This window comes from Actinomycetospora cinnamomea (assembly GCF_003096675.1).
GTDB lineage: Bacteria > Actinomycetota > Actinomycetes > Mycobacteriales > Pseudonocardiaceae > Actinomycetospora > Actinomycetospora cinnamomea.
This window is the reverse complement of sequence record NZ_QEKW01000027.1, coordinates 12,099-28,938: the sequence shown is the minus strand read 5'-3', so window position 1 is coordinate 28,938 and position 16,840 is coordinate 12,099. Positions and strand designations below refer to the sequence as shown.

At 75.0% G+C, this 16,840-nt stretch carries 15 protein-coding genes and 1 pseudogene; 2 read left to right on the top strand and 14 right to left on the bottom strand.

Annotated elements, in window-relative coordinates:
• Positions 1 to 6 precede the first annotated feature (6 nt).
• The 11 genes and pseudogenes from C8D89_RS26995 to C8D89_RS26945 form a co-directional block, all read right to left on the bottom strand.
• The gene (locus C8D89_RS26995) at positions 7 to 2,154 is read right to left on the bottom strand and encodes an Rv1355c family protein (RefSeq protein WP_116711236.1); all 2,148 of its coding nucleotides are present in this window, start codon (positions 2,152 to 2,154) and stop codon (positions 7 to 9) included.
• Positions 2,151 to 2,864 (bottom strand): hypothetical protein, encoded by a 714-nt coding sequence (locus C8D89_RS30595; RefSeq protein ID WP_133252084.1) that lies wholly within the window; start codon positions 2,862 to 2,864, stop codon positions 2,151 to 2,153. Before C8D89_RS30595 ends, C8D89_RS26995 begins: the two co-directional genes overlap by 4 nt.
• A gap of 376 nt (positions 2,865 to 3,240) precedes the next feature.
• A pseudogene (locus tag C8D89_RS30590) lies at positions 3,241 to 3,444 on the bottom strand (DUF4262 domain-containing protein); the annotation flags it as partial.
• Between the two features lie 115 nt (positions 3,445 to 3,559).
• Complete coding sequence (locus tag C8D89_RS26980; RefSeq protein WP_116711257.1) at positions 3,560 to 4,132, bottom strand: TIGR03086 family metal-binding protein; 573 nt, start codon at positions 4,130 to 4,132, stop codon at positions 3,560 to 3,562.
• A 39-nt stretch (positions 4,133 to 4,171) separates the two neighbouring features.
• Positions 4,172 to 5,557 (bottom strand): ribosome biogenesis GTPase Der, encoded by a 1,386-nt coding sequence (gene der / locus C8D89_RS26975; protein WP_243418419.1) that lies wholly within the window; start codon positions 5,555 to 5,557, stop codon positions 4,172 to 4,174.
• A gap of 22 nt (positions 5,558 to 5,579) precedes the next feature.
• Positions 5,580 to 6,344, bottom strand: coding sequence for a (d)CMP kinase (cmk, locus tag C8D89_RS26970; RefSeq protein ID WP_116711233.1), 765 nt, complete (start codon positions 6,342 to 6,344; stop codon positions 5,580 to 5,582).
• An 88-nt stretch (positions 6,345 to 6,432) separates the two neighbouring features.
• Complete coding sequence (locus C8D89_RS26965; protein ID WP_116711232.1) at positions 6,433 to 7,182, bottom strand: pseudouridine synthase; 750 nt, start codon at positions 7,180 to 7,182, stop codon at positions 6,433 to 6,435.
• 47 nt (positions 7,183 to 7,229) lie between these two features.
• The gene (locus C8D89_RS26960) at positions 7,230 to 8,723 is read right to left on the bottom strand and encodes a carboxylesterase/lipase family protein (protein ID WP_165825963.1); all 1,494 of its coding nucleotides are present in this window, start codon (positions 8,721 to 8,723) and stop codon (positions 7,230 to 7,232) included.
• Positions 8,724 to 8,738: 15 nt separating this feature from the next.
• Positions 8,739 to 9,308 carry an SMC-Scp complex subunit ScpB gene (gene scpB / locus C8D89_RS26955; RefSeq protein ID WP_116711230.1) on the bottom strand — a complete coding sequence of 190 codons (570 nt, stop codon included), beginning with the start codon at positions 9,306 to 9,308 and terminating at the stop codon, positions 8,739 to 8,741.
• Entirely contained in the window at positions 9,305 to 10,114 is an 810-nt protein-coding gene (locus C8D89_RS26950) for a segregation and condensation protein A (RefSeq protein ID WP_116711229.1), read from the bottom strand. The genes scpB and C8D89_RS26950 overlap by 4 nt, the downstream gene beginning before the upstream one ends.
• Positions 10,111 to 11,028: a ParA family protein gene (locus C8D89_RS26945; RefSeq protein WP_116711228.1), complete on the bottom strand. Its 918-nt coding sequence runs from the start codon at positions 11,026 to 11,028 to the stop codon at positions 10,111 to 10,113. The genes C8D89_RS26950 and C8D89_RS26945 overlap by 4 nt, the downstream gene beginning before the upstream one ends.
• Before the next feature lie 250 nt (positions 11,029 to 11,278).
• Between C8D89_RS26945 and C8D89_RS26940 the strand changes: the two genes are divergently transcribed.
• Positions 11,279 to 12,547 carry an MFS transporter gene (locus C8D89_RS26940; protein WP_116711227.1) on the top strand — a complete coding sequence of 423 codons (1,269 nt, stop codon included), beginning with the start codon at positions 11,279 to 11,281 and terminating at the stop codon, positions 12,545 to 12,547.
• 36 nt (positions 12,548 to 12,583) lie between these two features.
• Here the strand turns inward: C8D89_RS26940 and C8D89_RS26935 are convergent, their stop codons facing one another.
• Positions 12,584 to 13,177: a TetR/AcrR family transcriptional regulator gene (locus C8D89_RS26935; protein WP_116711226.1), complete on the bottom strand. Its 594-nt coding sequence runs from the start codon at positions 13,175 to 13,177 to the stop codon at positions 12,584 to 12,586.
• 170 nt (positions 13,178 to 13,347) lie between these two features.
• Here C8D89_RS26935 and C8D89_RS26930 point away from each other — a divergent pair, with 170 nt between their 5' ends.
• Positions 13,348 to 14,739: a cytochrome P450 gene (locus C8D89_RS26930; protein ID WP_116711256.1), complete on the top strand. Its 1,392-nt coding sequence runs from the start codon at positions 13,348 to 13,350 to the stop codon at positions 14,737 to 14,739.
• Between the two features lie 39 nt (positions 14,740 to 14,778).
• On the opposite strand, the gene xerD is transcribed toward C8D89_RS26930, so the two are convergent.
• The gene (gene xerD / locus C8D89_RS26925; RefSeq protein WP_116711225.1) at positions 14,779 to 15,705 is read right to left on the bottom strand and encodes a site-specific tyrosine recombinase XerD; all 927 of its coding nucleotides are present in this window, start codon (positions 15,703 to 15,705) and stop codon (positions 14,779 to 14,781) included.
• Positions 15,702 to 16,829 carry an alanine dehydrogenase gene (gene ald / locus C8D89_RS26920; RefSeq protein ID WP_116711224.1) on the bottom strand — a complete coding sequence of 376 codons (1,128 nt, stop codon included), beginning with the start codon at positions 16,827 to 16,829 and terminating at the stop codon, positions 15,702 to 15,704. The genes xerD and ald overlap by 4 nt, the downstream gene beginning before the upstream one ends.
• Between the last annotated feature and the right edge of the window lie 11 nt (positions 16,830 to 16,840).

The window sequence follows — 16,840 nt, the reverse complement described above, 5'->3', positions numbered from 1 at the left end:
GGCCGTTCAGGTAATCGAGAGGATCTCGTCGAGCGGCCGCCGCCGGCTGCGGGGCGCCGTCACCTCGGTGTGGCTGAGCCGCAGGACCAGGGCGATCGCCTCCCTGGGGGCCAGGCCCGCCACACGACGGAAGGATGTCCGGAGCCTCGCGAGGTCGTCGGCGTAGCGGGGCGACAGCGTCGTCAGGTCCGCCGGATCCACCGCGTACAGGAACACCGGCGACGTCGGGTGCACCGCGAGACCGTGCGCCTCGGCACCGATCCACACCGCCTCCACCGCCGCGCCGCCGCGCACGAAGTCGGCCGGCGCCGCGCCCTCGACGGTCACGACGGCCAGGGCGGAGCTCGACGCCACGCGGTCCCGTGTGTCCTCGCCCAGCGCCGCCCCGGCGTCCCAGTCGGCGAGCAGGGCCATCACCTCGGGACGCCGGACGATGTCGAGCTTCGCCAGGTCCGCGGGGTCCAGTCCGAGCGTCCGCGTCTCGATCCCGACGTCCGTGCGGGCTGCTCCGGGCTCGACCAGCTCGGCGAACATCTCGCGGTGCAACCGGTCGGTCAGGTGGCGCACCCGGTCGGCGGCGGCCAGCACCTCCCCCGCCGCGCCCAGCTCGCGGCCCGTGACGAGGTGCAGGCGCCCTCCCTCGGCGATCGCCGCCTCGTGCAGCGCCGCCGTGGTCGCGGGCGGCAGCGGGGCCGGCCGGCCGAGCGCGCGGTTGGTGCCGCGGGCGAGCACCCTGGCCGCGGCGGCCGTGAGGCGCTGCTCGTCGCCGGACCCGAACCGCAGGGTCGCCACGAGGTCGGGCGCGGCGGGGTCTCCGAAGAGCGTGCACGGCCCGAGCGCGCCGGCCGCGGACGCGACGGCGCGGGCGTTGAACAGCGCCGCGCCGAGCGCGACGTAGCTGCCGCGGTGCGCGACGTCCATCGCCGTGGTGCGCCCGCGGTCGAGGTGGAGGCGGACCTCGTGGGCGTCGACCTCGACCCGCCAGGGTTGGACGTTGCCGCCCGACGGCGCGCGCCGGACGGCCTCGAGGACCGCCGCGACGGCGGGGTGCTCAGCCACCGCCGCCGGCTCGCTGTGGGCGGGCACCGCCTCGTCCTCGACGAGGTCGGGCGCAGTGACGAGGCCGTCGATGCCGTCGAGGCCGTCGAGAAAGGCCTCGAGGTCGACCCGCAGGCGCCCCGAGGCCAGCTCCCGCCCGGTTCCCAGGCGACGGACCGCCGCGGCGATCACCGCGCCGCCCAGTGCGACGTCGCCGCCGAGCTGGGGCCACGTGGTCAGGGTCCGGCCGACCTCGACCATCGACGCCGCCATCCGCGGGGACAGGTCCGCGGCGCCGAGGATCCGCAGGACGTGGGGCACCTTGTCCTCGGTGGACAGCGCGGCCAGGCCCGCCGCATCGACGTCGCCCAGCAGCCCGTGGAAGAGCGGCCGGTCGGCGTCGAGGTCGAAGCGCTCCACGTCGAGCAGGCCGCGGTCACTCGTCTCCATCAGTACCGGGACGCCGCGCCGGCGGGCCTCCTCGCGCAGCCGCACCTTGACGTCGAGCGAGTCGCACTCCTCGACCAGGACGTCCAGCCCGTCGAGGTAGGCGCCGAGGACCTCGTCGGTCACGCCGTCCGGGAACACCCGGGTCTCCAGGTACGGGTCCAGCTCCGCGACCCGGCGGGCGGCGACCACCGCCTTGTTCACGCCGAGGTCGAACACGGTGGCCGGGACGCGGTTGAGGTTCGACACCCCGACGGTGTCGAAGTCGGCCAGCCGCAGCTCACCGCACAGCCCTTCGAGGGCGAGCGTGTGCGCCACGGCGTGTCCCACGCTCAGCCCGACCACGCCGACCCGCAGCCGCGCCAGCCGGTCCTGCTCGGCCTCGGTGATCTTGTTGCGATTGCGGTCCAGGCGCAGGCGCCGGAAGTCCGCCTCCCCCAGCACGCCGACGAGCGCGCGCCGCCACGGGTAGAAGGCCCAGCGCGTCGACGGTGCGGGGCGCCCGTGCGTCGACCGGGTCCACGCCAGGTCCGCTCGCTGCGCCTCGCGCTGGTCGTGGACCGTGATCGTCGGGTCGGCGCGGAGCGCGTCCAGGAACGCGGCGTCCTCGGCGACGGACTCGTCGAGGATGGTGGCCCGCCAGGCGGCGCCGGTATCGGGGGCGGTCACGCGCCGGCCGGCACGACGGGCGAGAGCAGCTGGGCCGTCTCGGCGTCCAGGGCGCGGCGCACGCCGTCGGGCACCGTCGTGGGCAGCGCCCAGCGGTCCCACCACAGCAGATGGGTGCGGTAGCGGTCATCGGGGTAGCCGACGGCGTCCAGGCCGGTCGCCACGACGGCGCCGGTCGACGTCCACATCGGCAGCGTGTGGACCGCCGAGGTGCCCAGGGCCCAGCGGGCGCCGAGGATCGTCGAGGCGTGCAGCGGCCCCCGGGAGAAGCAGCCGACGAGCTCCCGGCGCCCGACGAACCCGCGGGCCACCCACGCCGACTTCGACTCCACCACCCCGTCCGGCAGCCGCTGCTCGATGAGGGCGCGCACGCGCGGCCGGCCCGGGTCCCGGTCCCACTCCGCGAGGGCGTGGGCCTGATCGGCGCTGGTGTACGGGCCCTGGGCGCGCATCCCCCCGACCACCTCGCCGTCCGGGGAGAACGCCACGAAGAACAGCGACGTGGAGCTCCCGTCGCGGATGTGCCCGAGCTCCAGGACGCCCTCGACCCCGTAGGCGCCGTAGCTGCGCGCGGCGCCCGCCAGGTACTCGTGCCACAGGTCCGGCTCGGCCCTCGGCGTGCTGACCACGATGCGGTAGCAGGCCTGCGGGGTGCAGTAGCTCAACGGTCGCGAGCCGGACCGGCCGTCCAGGGTGATCACGGTTGTCACGGCGGCTCCCGACCCGTCGCCCCGGGTCCCGACCCCGACGACCGCGACCCCGACAAGATCCATCGTGCTCGGACGTCCGGGGCGGACACACCGCCGTCGAGGTGTCACGGCGCGCACACGGCGATCGCTCGTCCGACCCCGCGCCGACCACGATCCGTGGGTGCCTCCTCCCGCCCGGTGATCGCGCGCGCCGCAAACTGCGACGATCCCGTGGCGTCCTCGACCCCGGCGGCCGGACCAGCGACTGCGCCGCCCGGCGCACCGCGGCGCCGTACGTCGGGCGCCGGCGCTCACGCCGGCGCAGGCCGGTCCCGCGTCGGCGGATGCCCTGCCCGCGTCGTCGGCGCCCCGGCGCGCGGGCCCACTCCCGACGCTCCCCCGGCCGTGGCGCACCCTCGACGAGGAAGCGTGCGGCCTCGTCGTTGAGGAGCTGGGCGGAGCGTTGCGCCGACAGCCCCGTCACCACCAGCTCGGTCAGCCCCTGCAGGGTCAGCCCCAGCGTGTAGGCCCACGGCGGGCGGTCGCGGTGGCGCTCCACGAACTGGATCGCCCAGCCGTACTGCTCCACGAGCCCGGCCATGAGGTCCAGGGCGTCGGCGCGGATCGCACCGGGGTGGTCGCACATCCAGCACACGGGTCCTCCTCGTCACCGGCACGAGGTGAGCGTGCACCGGACCCCCGACAGTCCCGGGCGATCAGCCGGCCGGCGCCAGGGGCCGCCGGGGATCGCGCCCGGCGAGGGCGAGCACGCGCTCGAGCTCGCCGGCCGTCTCGGCGTGCACGACCGGGCCGTAGAGCCCGGTCCGCGCCTCCTGCGGGGCGTGCTCGAAGTTCGCGACGAACCCCGCGACCGCCGCGAGGTCCTCGTCGCGGACCGTGAAGTCGGCACCCACCGACTGCGCCAGGTCCCAGCCGTGCAGCACCAGCTCCTCGACCGCGACCACCCCGAGCTCGGCGCGGGGCATCGTGAGGCCGCCGGCGCTGCCCTCGCCCTCCCAGGCCCGCGGCTCGGCCCACGCGGCGGCGAGGTCGGCGAGGCGGGCGTCGAGCTCGGCGCGCCAGTCGGCGGGCAGGTCCGTCGGCGGCCCGCCGGCCTGCCCCGGCTCGTGCCGGGCGACCCGGACGAAGTGACCGGCGAACGCGAGCAGGTGCCCGAGCAGCTGGCGGACCGACCACTCCCCGCACGGGGTGGGACGGTCGAGGTCGGCCTCACCGACCTGCGCGACGACACCGGCGAGCTCGCGGGCGGCGGGACCGAGATCGTGCATGCGGATCACCCCTCAGGACGACATGGTCCTGGAACAGTATCAGCGTCCGCGTCCCCCGCGGCGGCCCTTCTCTCGCACGCGGACGTTGATCTGCACCGGGGTGCCGATCAGCGGGAACGTCTCGCGCAGCTTGCGCTCGAGGAAGCGCCGGTAGCCCGCCTCGAGGAAGCCCGAGGTGAACAGCACGAACGTCGGCGGCCGGTTCTGCGCCTGCGTCGCGTACAGGATCTTCGGCTGCTTGCCGCCGCGCACGGGTGGCGGGGTGGCCGCGACGACCTCGGACAGCCACTGGTTGAGCTGGCCGGTGGGCACCCGCCGGTCCCAGTTCTCCAGCGCGGTGCGCATGGCCGGCGCGAGCTTCTGCACCGCCCGGCCGGTCCGCGCCGAGATGTTGACCCGCTCCACCCACGGGAAGCGCACGAGGGCCCGCTCGAGCTCGCGGACCATGGCGTGGCGCCGGTCGGAGTCGACGAGGTCCCACTTGTTCATGGCCAGCACCAGCGCGCGCCCCGCCTCGGCGACCTGGGACGCGACGCGCAGGTCCTGCTCGCTGATCGGCTGCGACGCGTCGAGCAGGAGCACCGTCACCTCGGCGGCCTCGATCGCCGCCTTGGTGCGCAGCGAGGCGTAGTACTCGGTGCCCGACGCCTGCCCGACCTTGCGGCGCAGTCCGGCGGTGTCGACGATCTTCCAGGTCTCGCCGTCGATCTCCACGAGCGAGTCGACCGGGTCGGTGGTCGTGCCCGCGACCGCGTCGACCACCGAGCGCGTCTCGCCGGTGAGCTGGTTGAGCAGGCTCGACTTGCCGACGTTGGGCTTGCCGACCAGCGCCACCCGCCGCGGCCCACCCTCGAGGTCCACGTCGTCGCGGGGGCTGGAGGGCATGGCGTCGAGGACGATGTCGAGCAGGTCGCCCGAGCCGCGCCCGTGCAGGCCCGAGACCGGGTGCGGCTCGCCGAGCCCGAGGCGCCACAGGGACGCGACCTCGCCCTCACCCCGCGAGTCGTCGATCTTCGTGGCCGCCAGGATCACCGGGCGGTCCGAGCGTCGCAGGGTCCGGGCGACGGCCTCGTCCACCGCCGTCGCGCCGACCTGGCCGTCCACGACCAGCAGGATCACGTCGGCGGTGCGCATCGCGGTCTCGGCCTGCGCCGCGATGGCGGCCTGCATGCCCTTCGCGTCGGGCTCCCACCCGCCGGTGTCGAGCAGCGTGAACCGCCTGCCGTTCCACAGCGCGTCGTACGCGACCCGGTCGCGCGTCACGCCCGAGACGTCCTGCACCACGGCCTCGCGACGGCCCAGGATGCGGTTGACCAGCGTCGACTTGCCGACGTTGGGCCGTCCCACCACCGCGAGCACCGGCTGCACCGGACGCGCGTCGTCGGCGTCGTCCCCGCCCGTTCCCGTGTCGCCGTCGGCGAGCACAGCGGGCCCTTCCTCCGTCACGTCATCCTCCGTGTCGGCCGACGCTCGCGTCGGCGAGGCCGGTGACCAGTCCGCGGTCCTCGGCCAGGTCCTGCAGGCGTGCGAGCACGCCGTCGATGTCCAGCGTCGAGGTGTCCACCTCGACCGCGTCGTCCGCCGGGCGCAGCGGGGACGCCGCGCGCGACGAGTCGAGCCGGTCCCGCCGCGCGATGTCGGCGCGCGTGTCGGGTCGGGTCTCACGGCCCGCGGCGGTGTTCTCGGCGTCGCGGCGGCCCGCCCGGACCAGCTCCGACGCGGTGAGGAAGATCTTGAGATCGGCGTCGGGGACGACGACCGTGCCGATGTCGCGCCCCTCGACCACGATCCCGGTTCCGTCGTCGAGCGCCGCCCGCACGATCCGGCGCTGCTCGTCCACCAGGTGCCTGCGTACCGCGGTCAGCGCCGACACCGCCGACACCGCCGCGGTCACCTCGCTGCCCCGGATCTCCGCGCCGACGTCCTCGCCGTCGAGGCGCACCCGCGGCTCGGCCGGGTCGGTCGAGACCTCCAGGCGCGCGCCCAGCGCCACGGCCGCCACGTCGTCGTGGCCGTCGGAGACCGTGGCGGCGACGTCGACCGGCACCCCGGCGCGCAGCACGGCGAGCGTCACCGCCCGGTACATCGCGCCGGTGTCGAGGTAGCGCGCGCCGAGACGCACCGCCAGCCCGCGGGCCGTGGTCGACTTGCCCGTCCCGGAGGGGCCGTCGACGGCGACCACCCCGCGCAGCGTCCCGTCAGTGTCGTGCATTGGCCGACCCAGCCTCCCCGAACGTCGCCCGCACCCCGTTCGGGACTCCATTGTGCCCTGACCGGCGGTGTGACGTCCGTCCCGGCCTCTACAGTCCGACGGCCCCGTACAGCGAGCCCACCTCGTCGCGGTTGAGCTTGCGCAACGTCCCGGGGCGCTGGTCACCCAGCCGCACGTCGCCGACCGCGGTGCGCACCAGCCGCTGCACGGGCTTGTCCACGGCGTCGAGCAGCCGGCGCACGATGTGCTTGCGGCCCTCGTGCAGCACGACCTCCACCATCACCCGCGCGCCGGAGCGGTCGACCACCCGGAAGCTGTCGACGGCCACGGGGCCGTCATCGAGCTCGACGCCCGCGCGCAGCTGCCGCCCGAGGTCCTTCGGGATCGGCGCCCGGATCTCGGCGAGGTAGGTCTTGGACACCTCGTAGGACGGGTGGGTCAGCCGGTGGGCCAGCTCGCCGTCGTTGGTCAGCAGCAGGAGGCCCTCCGTGGCCGCGTCGAGGCGTCCGACGTGGAAGAGACCCTTCGTGCTGCCCGCCTTCTCCAGGACGACGTCGCCGACGCAGCGCCGGCCCTGCTCGTCCCACATCGTCGAGAGCATCCCCTCGGGCTTGTTCAGCGCGAGGTGCACGGTCTCGGTGTCGGTGACGATCCGGGACCCGTCGACGTGGATGACCGCCGTGTCAGGGTCGACGCGGATGCCCATCTCCTTGACGACCCGGCCGTCGACCTCGACGCGGCCCTGCCGCATGAGGATCTCGGCCTGTCGCCGCGAGGCGACACCCGCCTCGGCCAGCACCTTCTGCAGGCGGACCCCCTCGCCGCCCTCGTCCGACACTCCCACACCGCTCCCCTGCTCGACCGACCCTCCAGCGTACGCAGGCGTCACCGCACCCCGTCCCAGACCTCCTGCTCCGGGCCGTCCGGGGTCTCGGTGAGGTTGTCGGCAACGTCGAAGACGCGCGTCGTCGGGGCGTCGGCGCGGTAGCCCGGCCAGCCCGGGTCGCCGTCGCGGGCGAAGTCGACCCAGGCGCGGCACATGCGGGAGGCCAGGGCCCGGGTCTCCTCCGTGTCGGGCACGACGAACGCGCCGGTGTCGACCCGGCCCACCACGTCGAAGACGAACGGCAGCTCGATCGCGTGGGTCGCGCCGAGGCGACCCTCCCAGCCGGGCGAGCGCCAGGTGAAGGCGTAACGCCACGTCCGCCCGGTGTGGGCATCGGCGAGGCGCCGGGTGGGGACGCCGAACATCCAGTCGGTGTGCACGGCGTCGTGCACCTCGCCCGGCGTGCTGCCCCGGCCCGCCGTGCGGTAGGCGGCGATCACGCGGTCGGGGTCGTCGTGCCGGCGGGCGACGGCCGCGTACAGGGCGTCCTCGTCCGGGCCCGGCAGCCCGACAGCGGTGCCGAACAGGACGCTGTAGAGCGTCATCTCGTCGGCGTTGCTGCCCACGAGCAGGTCGATCCCCGCCGCCGCGCCGGCCGCGACGGCGTCCACCGGCCGGCGTTCGAGCAGCTCGTCGTCGATCACCGGACCGAGCGGCGCCAGGCCCATGAGCGGGTCGCGCAACCCCTCGACGGCGAGGTCCGGCGGGTCCTGGCCGAGGCGTCCGACGGCGGCGACGAGGCCCTCGTCGGGCACGTCGACGAGCCCGGCCGGGGTGACGCCCAGATCCCGCGCGAGCGCGACGGTGGTGACCGCGGCCTGCTGCGGGACGAGCACGTGCGACCCGCCGCCGCTCTGCACGATCGCGCGCCGCAGCAGCCCCGGCGGGGCGGCGACGAGCAGGTCGGCGACGCTCAGGCCGCCCGCGGACTCGCCGAAGACGGTGATGCGGTCGGCGTCGCCGCCGAAGGCCTCGGCGTTGTCGTGCACCCAGTGCAGGGCCGCGATCTGGTCGTGGAGGCCGCGGTTGGCGACGACACCCGGGATCAGCGCGAAACCGGGGACGCCGAGCCGGTAGTTCACGGTCACGACGACCGCGCCCTCGCGGGCCAGGCGCGTCCCGTCGTACACCGCGGCGCGGGCGGCACCGGCGGTGAACGAGCCGCCGTGCACGAACACCAGCACCGGCAGCCCCGCGCCCGCGGCCTCCGGGGTGCGCACGTCGGCGGTGAGGTACTCGCTGCCCGGCACCCAACCGGGGCCGACGATCGGGCTGATGTCGGGCACGTTCGGCGTGTCGGTCGGACCCTGCGGGGCCGTCGGTCCGTGCGTGGTGGCGTCGCGCTCGCCGTCCCACGTCACCGGCTCGGGGCGGGCGAAGCGCCGCTCCCCCACCGGCGCGGCCGCGTACGGTACGCCGAGGAAGTGTGCGACCCCGTCGGCCGCCGTGCCGCGGATCGTGCCGCCCGTGGTCTTGCAGAGGATGTCGGCCACGCCGGGCAGGGTGCCCTACTCGTCGATGTCGTCCACGTCGGGCAGCAGCGGGGCGATCGGCGGCAGGTCCTCGATCGAGTCGAGACCCAGGCGCTCGAGGAACAGCTCGGTCGTGCGGTACAGCGTGCCGCCGCCGACGTCGGTCCCGGCTTCGATGATCAGCCCGCGGGCGGCGAGCGTGCGCATGACGCCGTCCACGTTCACCCCGCGCACCGCCGCGACCCGCGACCGCGTCACCGGTTGGCGGTAGGCCACGACGGCGAGCGTCTCCAGCGCCGCGCGGGTCAGGCGGGTGCGCTGGCCGTCGAGGACGAAGCGCTCGACGTAGGGCGCGAAGCGGTCACGGCTGTAGAGCCGCCAGCCCTCGCCCGTGGCACGCAGCTCCATCCCGCGCCCGCGCTCGGTGTACTCGCGAGCCAGCCCCTCGAGCGCGTCCCGCACACGCGGGATGGGCTGGCCGAGGACGGCGGCGAGCTGGTCGGTGGGCGCGGGCGCGTCGACGACCAGCAGGACGGCCTCCAGGGCGGCGACCAGCTCGACGTCGGAGACCAGCGCCTCCTCGACCTCCTCGAGCGGGTCGGTCACGCGTCCTCCTCGGTCAGCCCGGCGCTGCCCGCGTCACCACCCGGCGCCCAGCGGACGCGCAGCTCGGCGAACGCCTCGGGCTGGTCGAGGGCGACGTCGCGGGCGCGGTACATCTCCAGCACGGCCAGGAAGCGTCCCACGACCACGATGCCGTGCTCGCAGTCGGCGACCAGCTCGGCGAACGTCGCCTCGCCCTGCTCGCGCAGGCGCCCGGAGAGGATCGCGACCTGCTCGGGCACCGACACCGTCGAGGCGTGCAGGTGGTCGATGCCGACCGTCGGCGGAGGCTTGGGCCGGAACACCGCGGCGGCCAGCTCGGCGAACCCGGCGGCGTCGACCCCCAGCTGCACCGGCGGCAGCAGCTCGGCCCAGCGCGGCTCCAGGGTGACCGCGCGCGGGTAGCGCATCCGCGCGGCGCCCTCGAGCTCGCGGAACAGCGCCGCCACCTGCTGGAAGGCGCGGTACTGCAGCAGGCGGGCGAAGAGCACGTCGCGCGCCTCCAGCAGCGCGAGGTCCTCCTCGTCCTCCACCTCGGCCTGCGGCAGCAGGCGCGCGGCCTTGAGGTCGAGCAGCGTCGCGGCGACGACGAGGAAGCCGGTGGTCTCCTCGAGGTCGACTCCGACACCGGAGTCCCCCAGCTCAGCGGTGTAGGCGATGAAGTCGTCGGTGACGCGGGAGAGCGCGACCTCGGTGACGTCGAGCTCGTGGCGCCCGATGAGCTGGAGCAGCAGGTCGAACGGCCCGGTGAAGTTGTCCAGGCTGACCTGGAACCGGCTCCGCTCCGGAGCCTCCGGCGCCAGCGTCACCGCGCGATGACCTCGCGCGCCAGGGCGCGGTAGGCCTCGGCGCCGGCGGAGCGCGTGGCCCACCGGGTGATCGGCTCGCCGGCCACGGTGGTCTCGGGGAAGCGCACGGTGCGGTTGATGACGGCGTCGAAGACGAGGTCGCCGAACGCCTCGACGACGCGGGTCATCACCTCGCGGGTGTGCAGGGTCCGGGGGTCGTACATGGTGGCCAGGATGCCGGTGATCTCCAGCTTGGGGTTGAGCCGGTCCTGCACCTTCTCGATGGTGTCCATCAGCAGGGCGACCCCGCGCAGGCTGAAGAACTCGCACTCGAGCGGGATGAGCACGCCGTCCGCGCAGGCCAGCGCGTTGACCGTGAGCAGGCCGAGTGAGGGCTGACAGTCGACGAGCACGTAGTCGTAGCGGTCGAGGACCGGGCCGATCGTGCGGCCGAGGGTCTGCTCGCGCCCGACCTCGGTGACGAGCTGCACCTCGGCGGCGGAGAGGTCGATGTTCGAGGGCAGCAGGTCCATGCCCTCGACCGTCGTCGGGCGGATGACGTCGTCGATCCCGACGTTCCGCTCCATGATCAGGTTGTAGATGGTGGTCTCGAGCTGGTGCGGCTGCACCCCCAGCCCGACCGACAGCGCGCCCTGGGGGTCGAAGTCGACGAGCAGGACCCGGCGCCCGTACTCGGCGAGCGCGGCGCCGAGGTTGATCGTCGAGGTGGTCTTGCCGACGCCGCCCTTCTGGTTGCACATGGCCAGGACGGTGGCGGGACCGTGCCCGTCGAGCGGCCCGGGGACCGGGACGTGGCGGCGCGGGCGGCCCGGAGGGACCTCGCCGGTGACCTCGACCGGGGCGGGCGTGGGCTCGGGGGCCGGCTCCGTGGCCGACCCGGTGGGTGACCAGAGGACCGACTGGGGGTTCGACATGCGCGTCCCCTCCCTCGCGTGCCCGGCCGTCGTGTTCGTGCGATCAGCCTAGGAGGCGCCCGACGCGTGTCGGCGCGCGACTCGCCGGACGCGACCACGCCCACGAGGTCGTTCGGCGCCTCTCGTCACGCAGGGCGAGCGCCGTCCACCCGGTCCGTGACGAGCTTCCGGTAAACGGAAGGAACACCTGACGCCGCCGTGTGACCACTCGCATACTCACCGCTTCCGTGACCCCACGAGGACGTGAGCGATGACGACCACACCCAGTACCCGGACCACGACGCGCGCCGCCGGTGCCGGATGGGTGCGCCCGCTGTGCTGGTCGGCGGTCGCACTGGAGGGGTTCGACCTCGTCGTCCTGGGCGTCGTGCTGCCCGTGCTGCTGCGCGACCCGGCCTGGGGCCTCGACCCGGCGGGCGCCTCGGTGATCGTCACCGCCGGCCTGCTGGGCGTCATGGCCGGTGCGCTGGCCGTCGGGCCGCTCGCCGACGTCATCGGCCGACGCGCCACGATGATCGCCACCGTCGCCGGCTTCTCGGTGCTGACGCTCGCCTGTGCCTTCGCGCCGAACCCCGAGGTGCTGGGCGTGCTGCGCTTCCTCGCCGGGCTCGGGCTCGGCGGGGTGCTGCCGGTCGCGCTGGCGCTGGTCGCCGAGTACGCCCCGACCGGGCGCGGCAGCAGCGCGACCACGGTGCTCATGACCGGCTACCACGTCGGCGCCGTCGCGACCGCCCTGCTCGGCATCCTGCTCATCGGCCCGCTCGGGTGGCCGGCGATGTTCATCGCGGGCGCGATCCCGGCGGTCATCCTGCTGCCGCTGCTGTGGGCGCGCCTGCCCGAGTCGGCGGCGTTCCTCGAACGGCGGGGGCGCTCCCGCGACTCGAGCTGGCGCAGCGGGCCCAGCGGGCACAGTGGGCGCGCCGAGCGCCGCAACCCGCTTGCCACGTTGTTCCGCGACGGCCTGGCCCGCCCGACGATCGCGTTCTGGATCGCCTCGTTCATGGGCCTGCTGCTCGTGTACGGGCTGAACACCTGGCTGCCCGAGATCATGCGCTCCGCCGGCTACGCGCTCGGCGCCGCGCTGGCCCTGCTGCTCGTGCTCAACGTCGGCGCGATCCTGGGACTGCTGCTCGCGGGCACCGTCGCCAACCGCATCGGGGTGCGTCCGGCCACGATCGCGTGGTTCGCCGCCGCGACGCTCTTCCTCGCGCTGCTCTCGATCCGCCTGCCCGGGATCGGGGTGTACGTCAGCGTCCTGCTCGCCGGGATCTTCGTCTTCTCCGCGCAGGTGCTGGTCTACGCCTACGTCTCGCAGCTCTACCCGGCCGAGGGCCGCGGGACGGCGCTGGGCACGGCGAGCGGGGTGGGGCGCCTGGGCGCGATCGCAGGCCCGATCCTCGGCGGCGCGCTGCTCCAGGCCGGCGTCGCCTACCCGTGGGGCTTCTACGCCTTCGCCGTCGTCGCCCTCCTCGGCGCCGTCGCCGTCGCGGTCGTCGGCCGCGCCCCTTCCCCCACGTGAGTACGTGCGTGATCTTCTGAGCTATAGCTCGGAAGATCACGCACGAGCGAGGTAGCGGACCACCGTCGTCGCGATCTGGTCGGCGACGTCCTCGGGCGCGTGCAGCGGCAGGACGACGTGGCTGATCGTCAGGCGCGCCGCGATCTCCGCCGCCGCGGCCGCCGTCGCCGGGTCGAGGTCGGCGCGGCGCCGGAGCAGGAACGCCGCCGCCCGGTCGCGGGCGGCCGCCACCAGGGGCTCCGCCTCGCTGGTCAGCAGCGGCAGCAGCTCCTCGGCACCCTGGCCGGTGATCAACGCCTTGAGCAGCGGGTCGCGCGCCACCGTGTCGAGCGTCGTACGCACGGCCCCGGCCCACGCGAGGTAGAGGTCGTCCTCGCCCTCGAGCGCCGCCTCGAGCCCGGCCAGGAACTCCTCGGTCCGCCGCAGCACCAGCGCCGCGGCCAGCCCCTGCTTGCTCGCGAACTCGTTGTAGAGCGTCTGGCGGCTCACGCCGATGCCGTCGGCGACGTCCTGCAGCCGCAGGCCGCGCCAGCCCCCGGCCACGAGCAGCTCGGCGGCACGCTCGAGGGCCTCGTCCCGGACGAGGCCGCGAGCGCGCGCGGTGAACGACCGTGGCGGCGAGGCGGGCACGACGCGAGGGTAGCGGTGGACACAGATCTCCTGCACGTCGCTTCCGTGGACACAGAGGCGGCCCGTGTCTAACGTTCCGGGTGGTCGGGGTCCTGGGGAACGTGGAGGTGGCCGTGTCCGCTGTCCGCACCGCGACGGGCGAGCGCCTGTCGTCCGTCGTGCTCACGCCGATGCCCGGCGGTGTCGACCGCCGCCTGCTCGAGCGGGTGCGCCCGCGGCGGGTCGAGCCGCTGGACGCGCCGCCGGCGGGCTCGGGGCTCGCCCCGGTGCCGGGCGACGCGGGCCTGCCGTTCCTCGGGCACACGCTGTCCTACATCCGCTTCGGCAGCGCCTTCACCCGCGCCCGCTGGGCGGCGCTCGGGCCGGTCTCGTGGTGCGGGTTCGCGGGCGAGCACGTGGTGATCGCCGCCGGTCCCGACGCCACCCGGGCGGTGCTCACCAACCCGGACAAGGCCTACTCCCAGGACGGCTGGCGTTTCCTCGTCGACGAGTTCTTCCACCGCGGGCTGATGCTCCTCGACGGCGACGACCACCGCGTGCACCGCCGCGTCATGCAGGAGGCGTTCACCGCCGAGCGGGTCCGCGGCTACGTCGACCGCACGGTCCCGGTGCTGCGCGAGACGATCCCGGGCTGGCCGCGAGGCCGGCAGGTGCGCCTGTACCCGGAGCTCAAGCGGCTGACCCTCGACGTCGCCACGCGCGTCTTCATGGACGGACGCTCCGGGCCGGAGGCCGAGGAGGTCAACCGCGCGTTCATGGACTGCGTGCAGGCGGCGAGCGCGATCGTGCGCCGCGACCTGCCCGGCACCCGCTACCGCGCCGGCCTGCGGGGCCGGGCCCTGCTCGAGCGGTACTTCACCGAGGCGCTGCCGGCGAAGCGGGCGGGCGAGGGCGACGATCTCTTCTCCGCCCTGTGCCGGGCGCGGACCCCGGAGGGCGAGGCGTTCACCGACGACGACGTCGTCAACCACATGATCTTCCTGATGATGGCCGCGCACGACACCTCGACGATCACCAGCGCGGCCGCGGCGTACTACCTCGCGGCACACCCGGAGTGGCAGGAACGCGCCCGCGCCGAGTCGCTCGCGCTCGGCGACGGCCCGACCGACGCGGCGGCCCTGCAGTCGCTCCACACCCTGGACCTGGTGATCAAGGAGTCGCTGCGCCTCGCCGCCCCCGTGCCGGTCGTCATGCGGCGGACGGTGAAGGACGCCGCGCTGCTGGGCCACCACGTGCCGGCGGGCCGGCTCGTGATGGTCGCGGGCGCGGTCAACCACCACGACCCGGCGATCTGGACCGACCCCGACGTCTTCGACCCCGAGCGGTTCGCCGCGCACCGCCGCGAGGACCGCGGGCACCGTGACGCCTGGATCCCGTTCGGCGGCGGCGTGCACAAGTGCCTGGGCATGCTGTTCGGTTCGCTCGAGGTGACCGCGATCCTGCACGAGCTGCTGCGCCACCACCGCGTCACCGTGGCGCCCGGCTACCGCCCGCGCTGGGACAACACCTCCCTGCCCGTCCCCGCCGACGGCCTGCCCCTGCGCCTGGAACCCCTGCGCTGACCCCTACGTGCGTGATCTTCTGAGCTATAGCTCAGAAGATCACGCACGTGCGCGGGGGTGCGCCATCGCGAAGACCTCGCGCAGGGTGTCGACGGTGACCTGCGTGTAGATCTGCGTCGTGGTCACCGAGGCGTGGCCGAGCAGCTCCTGCACCACGCGCAGGTCGGCGCCGCCGTCGAGCAGGTGGGTGGCGAACGAGTGCCGCAGGGTGTGCGGCGAGATCTCGCCGGCGAGGCCCGCCCGCTCGGCGGCCGCGCGCAGCGACGCCCACGCGCTCTGGCGCGACAGCCGGGCCCCCCGGGCGTTGAGGAACAGCGCCGGTGTCCCCCGTCCCCGCGCCGCCAGCGCCGGACGCGCCCGGACCTTGTACGCGTCCAGCGCCGCCAGCGCCGGGCGCCCGATCGGCACGAGCCGCTGCTTGCCGCCCTTGCCCGCCAGCCGCACCGAGCGCTCGGTGGCGTCGACGTCGTCGACGTCCAGCCCCACGGCCTCGGAGATCCGCGCGCCGGTGGAGTACAGCAGCTCGAGCAGGGCACGGTCGCGCACGCCGCCCGCGTCGTCGGCGTCTCCCCCGCGCGCCTCCAGCAGCCGGCCGACCGTCGCGACGTCGAGCGCCTTGGGCAGCCGCCGGGGCGGCGACGGCGGGTGCACCTCGCGGGCCACGTCCACCGCTACCAGGCCCTCCGCCAGCGCGAACCGGTGCAGCCCCCGCACGGCGACGACCGCCCGCGTCGCCGACGCCGTCGCCAGCGGGGCCCGCCCGTCCGCGCCGGTCCGCAGCGCCACGAGGAAGTCGCCGACGTGGCGCTCGGTGACGTCGGCGAGGTCGGTGACCCCGGCGGCGTCGAGGTGCGAGAGGTAGCGCTGCAGGTCGCGCCGGTACGACGCGAGGGTGTTCTCCGCCGTGCCGCGCTCGACGAGCAGGTGGTCCAGGTAGGACGCGACCGCCGAAGCGGGCCTCGTCACCCCTCGACCCCGGGCAGCACCGCCGACAGTGCCCGCACCGGCAGCTCGTGGGCCGCCCCGACCGCCCCGGTGACGAGCTCGCCGTCGACGACGTTGACGCCCTTGGCCAGCGCCGGGTCGGCCGCCGCCGCGCCCGCCAGGCCCCGGTCGGCCAGGGCCAGCACGTAGGGCAGCGTCACCCCGGTCAGCGCGCGCGTCGACGTGGTCGCCACCGCGCCCGGGACGTTGGCGACGCAGTAGAAGACCGAGTCGTGGACGCGGTAGGTCGGCTCCGCGTGGGTCGTGGGCCGGGTGTCGGCGAAGCAGCCGCCCTGGTCGACGGCCAGGTCGACCAGCACCGAGCCGCGCCGCATCTCCGCGACCAGCTCGGTCGACACCAGCACCGGCGCCCGCGCGCCCGGCACGAGCACGGCGCCGATGACGAGGTCGGCCTCCCTGCAGGCGCGCTCGACCTCGGGCGCGCTGGACAGCACGGTGCGCACGGCGCCCGCGAACACCTCGTCCACCCGGCGCAACGCGCGCACGTCGACGTCGAGCACCTCCACCGACGCCCGCAGCCCCACCGCGATCGTCGTCGCCGCCATGCCCGACGTCCCGGCACCGATGATCGCCACCCGCCCGGGCCGGACGCCGGGCACGCCCCCGAGCAGCACGCCGCGCCCGCCCTGCGCGTTCTCCAGGTGGTGCGCCCCGACCTGCGGCGCCATGCGCCCCGCGATCTCGCTCATGGGGGCGAGCAGCGGCAGCGCCCCGTCGGCGGTCTGCACGGTCTCGTAGGCGACGGCGGTGGCGCCGGCGTCGAGCAGCGCGGTGGTGCACTCCTTCGACGCGGCCAGGTGCAGGTAGGTGAACAGCACCTGCTCGCGCCGCAGCCGGTGGTACTCCTCTCCGACGGGCTCCTTGACCTTGAGCAGCAGGTCGGCGGACGCCCAGACCTCGTCGGGGTCGTCGAGCACCGTCGCCCCGGCCTCGCGGAACGCGTCGTCGGTGATCGCCGACCCGACGCCCGCACCGGTCTCGACGAGCACGTCGTGGCCCCGGCGCGCCAGCTCCGTGACCCCGATGGGCGTCAGCGCCACCCGGTCCTCGTGGTCCTTGACCTCCCGCGGCACACCGACCTTCATGGCGGGAGAGT

Coding starts and splice junctions, on each gene's coding strand:
- C8D89_RS26945 (WP_116711228.1), bottom strand. CDS start 11,028: ATGTCGAACCCCCAGTCGGTCCTCTGGTCACCCACCGGGTCGGCCACG.
- C8D89_RS26940 (WP_116711227.1), top strand. CDS start 11,279: ATGACGACCACACCCAGTACCCGGACCACGACGCGCGCCGCCGGTGCC.
- ald (WP_116711224.1), bottom strand. CDS start 16,829: ATGAAGGTCGGTGTGCCGCGGGAGGTCAAGGACCACGAGGACCGGGTG.
- cmk (WP_116711233.1), bottom strand. CDS start 6,344: ATGCACGACACTGACGGGACGCTGCGCGGGGTGGTCGCCGTCGACGGC.
- C8D89_RS26980 (WP_116711257.1), bottom strand. CDS start 4,132: ATGCACGATCTCGGTCCCGCCGCCCGCGAGCTCGCCGGTGTCGTCGCG.
- C8D89_RS26930 (WP_116711256.1), top strand. CDS start 13,348: ATGCCCGGCGGTGTCGACCGCCGCCTGCTCGAGCGGGTGCGCCCGCGG.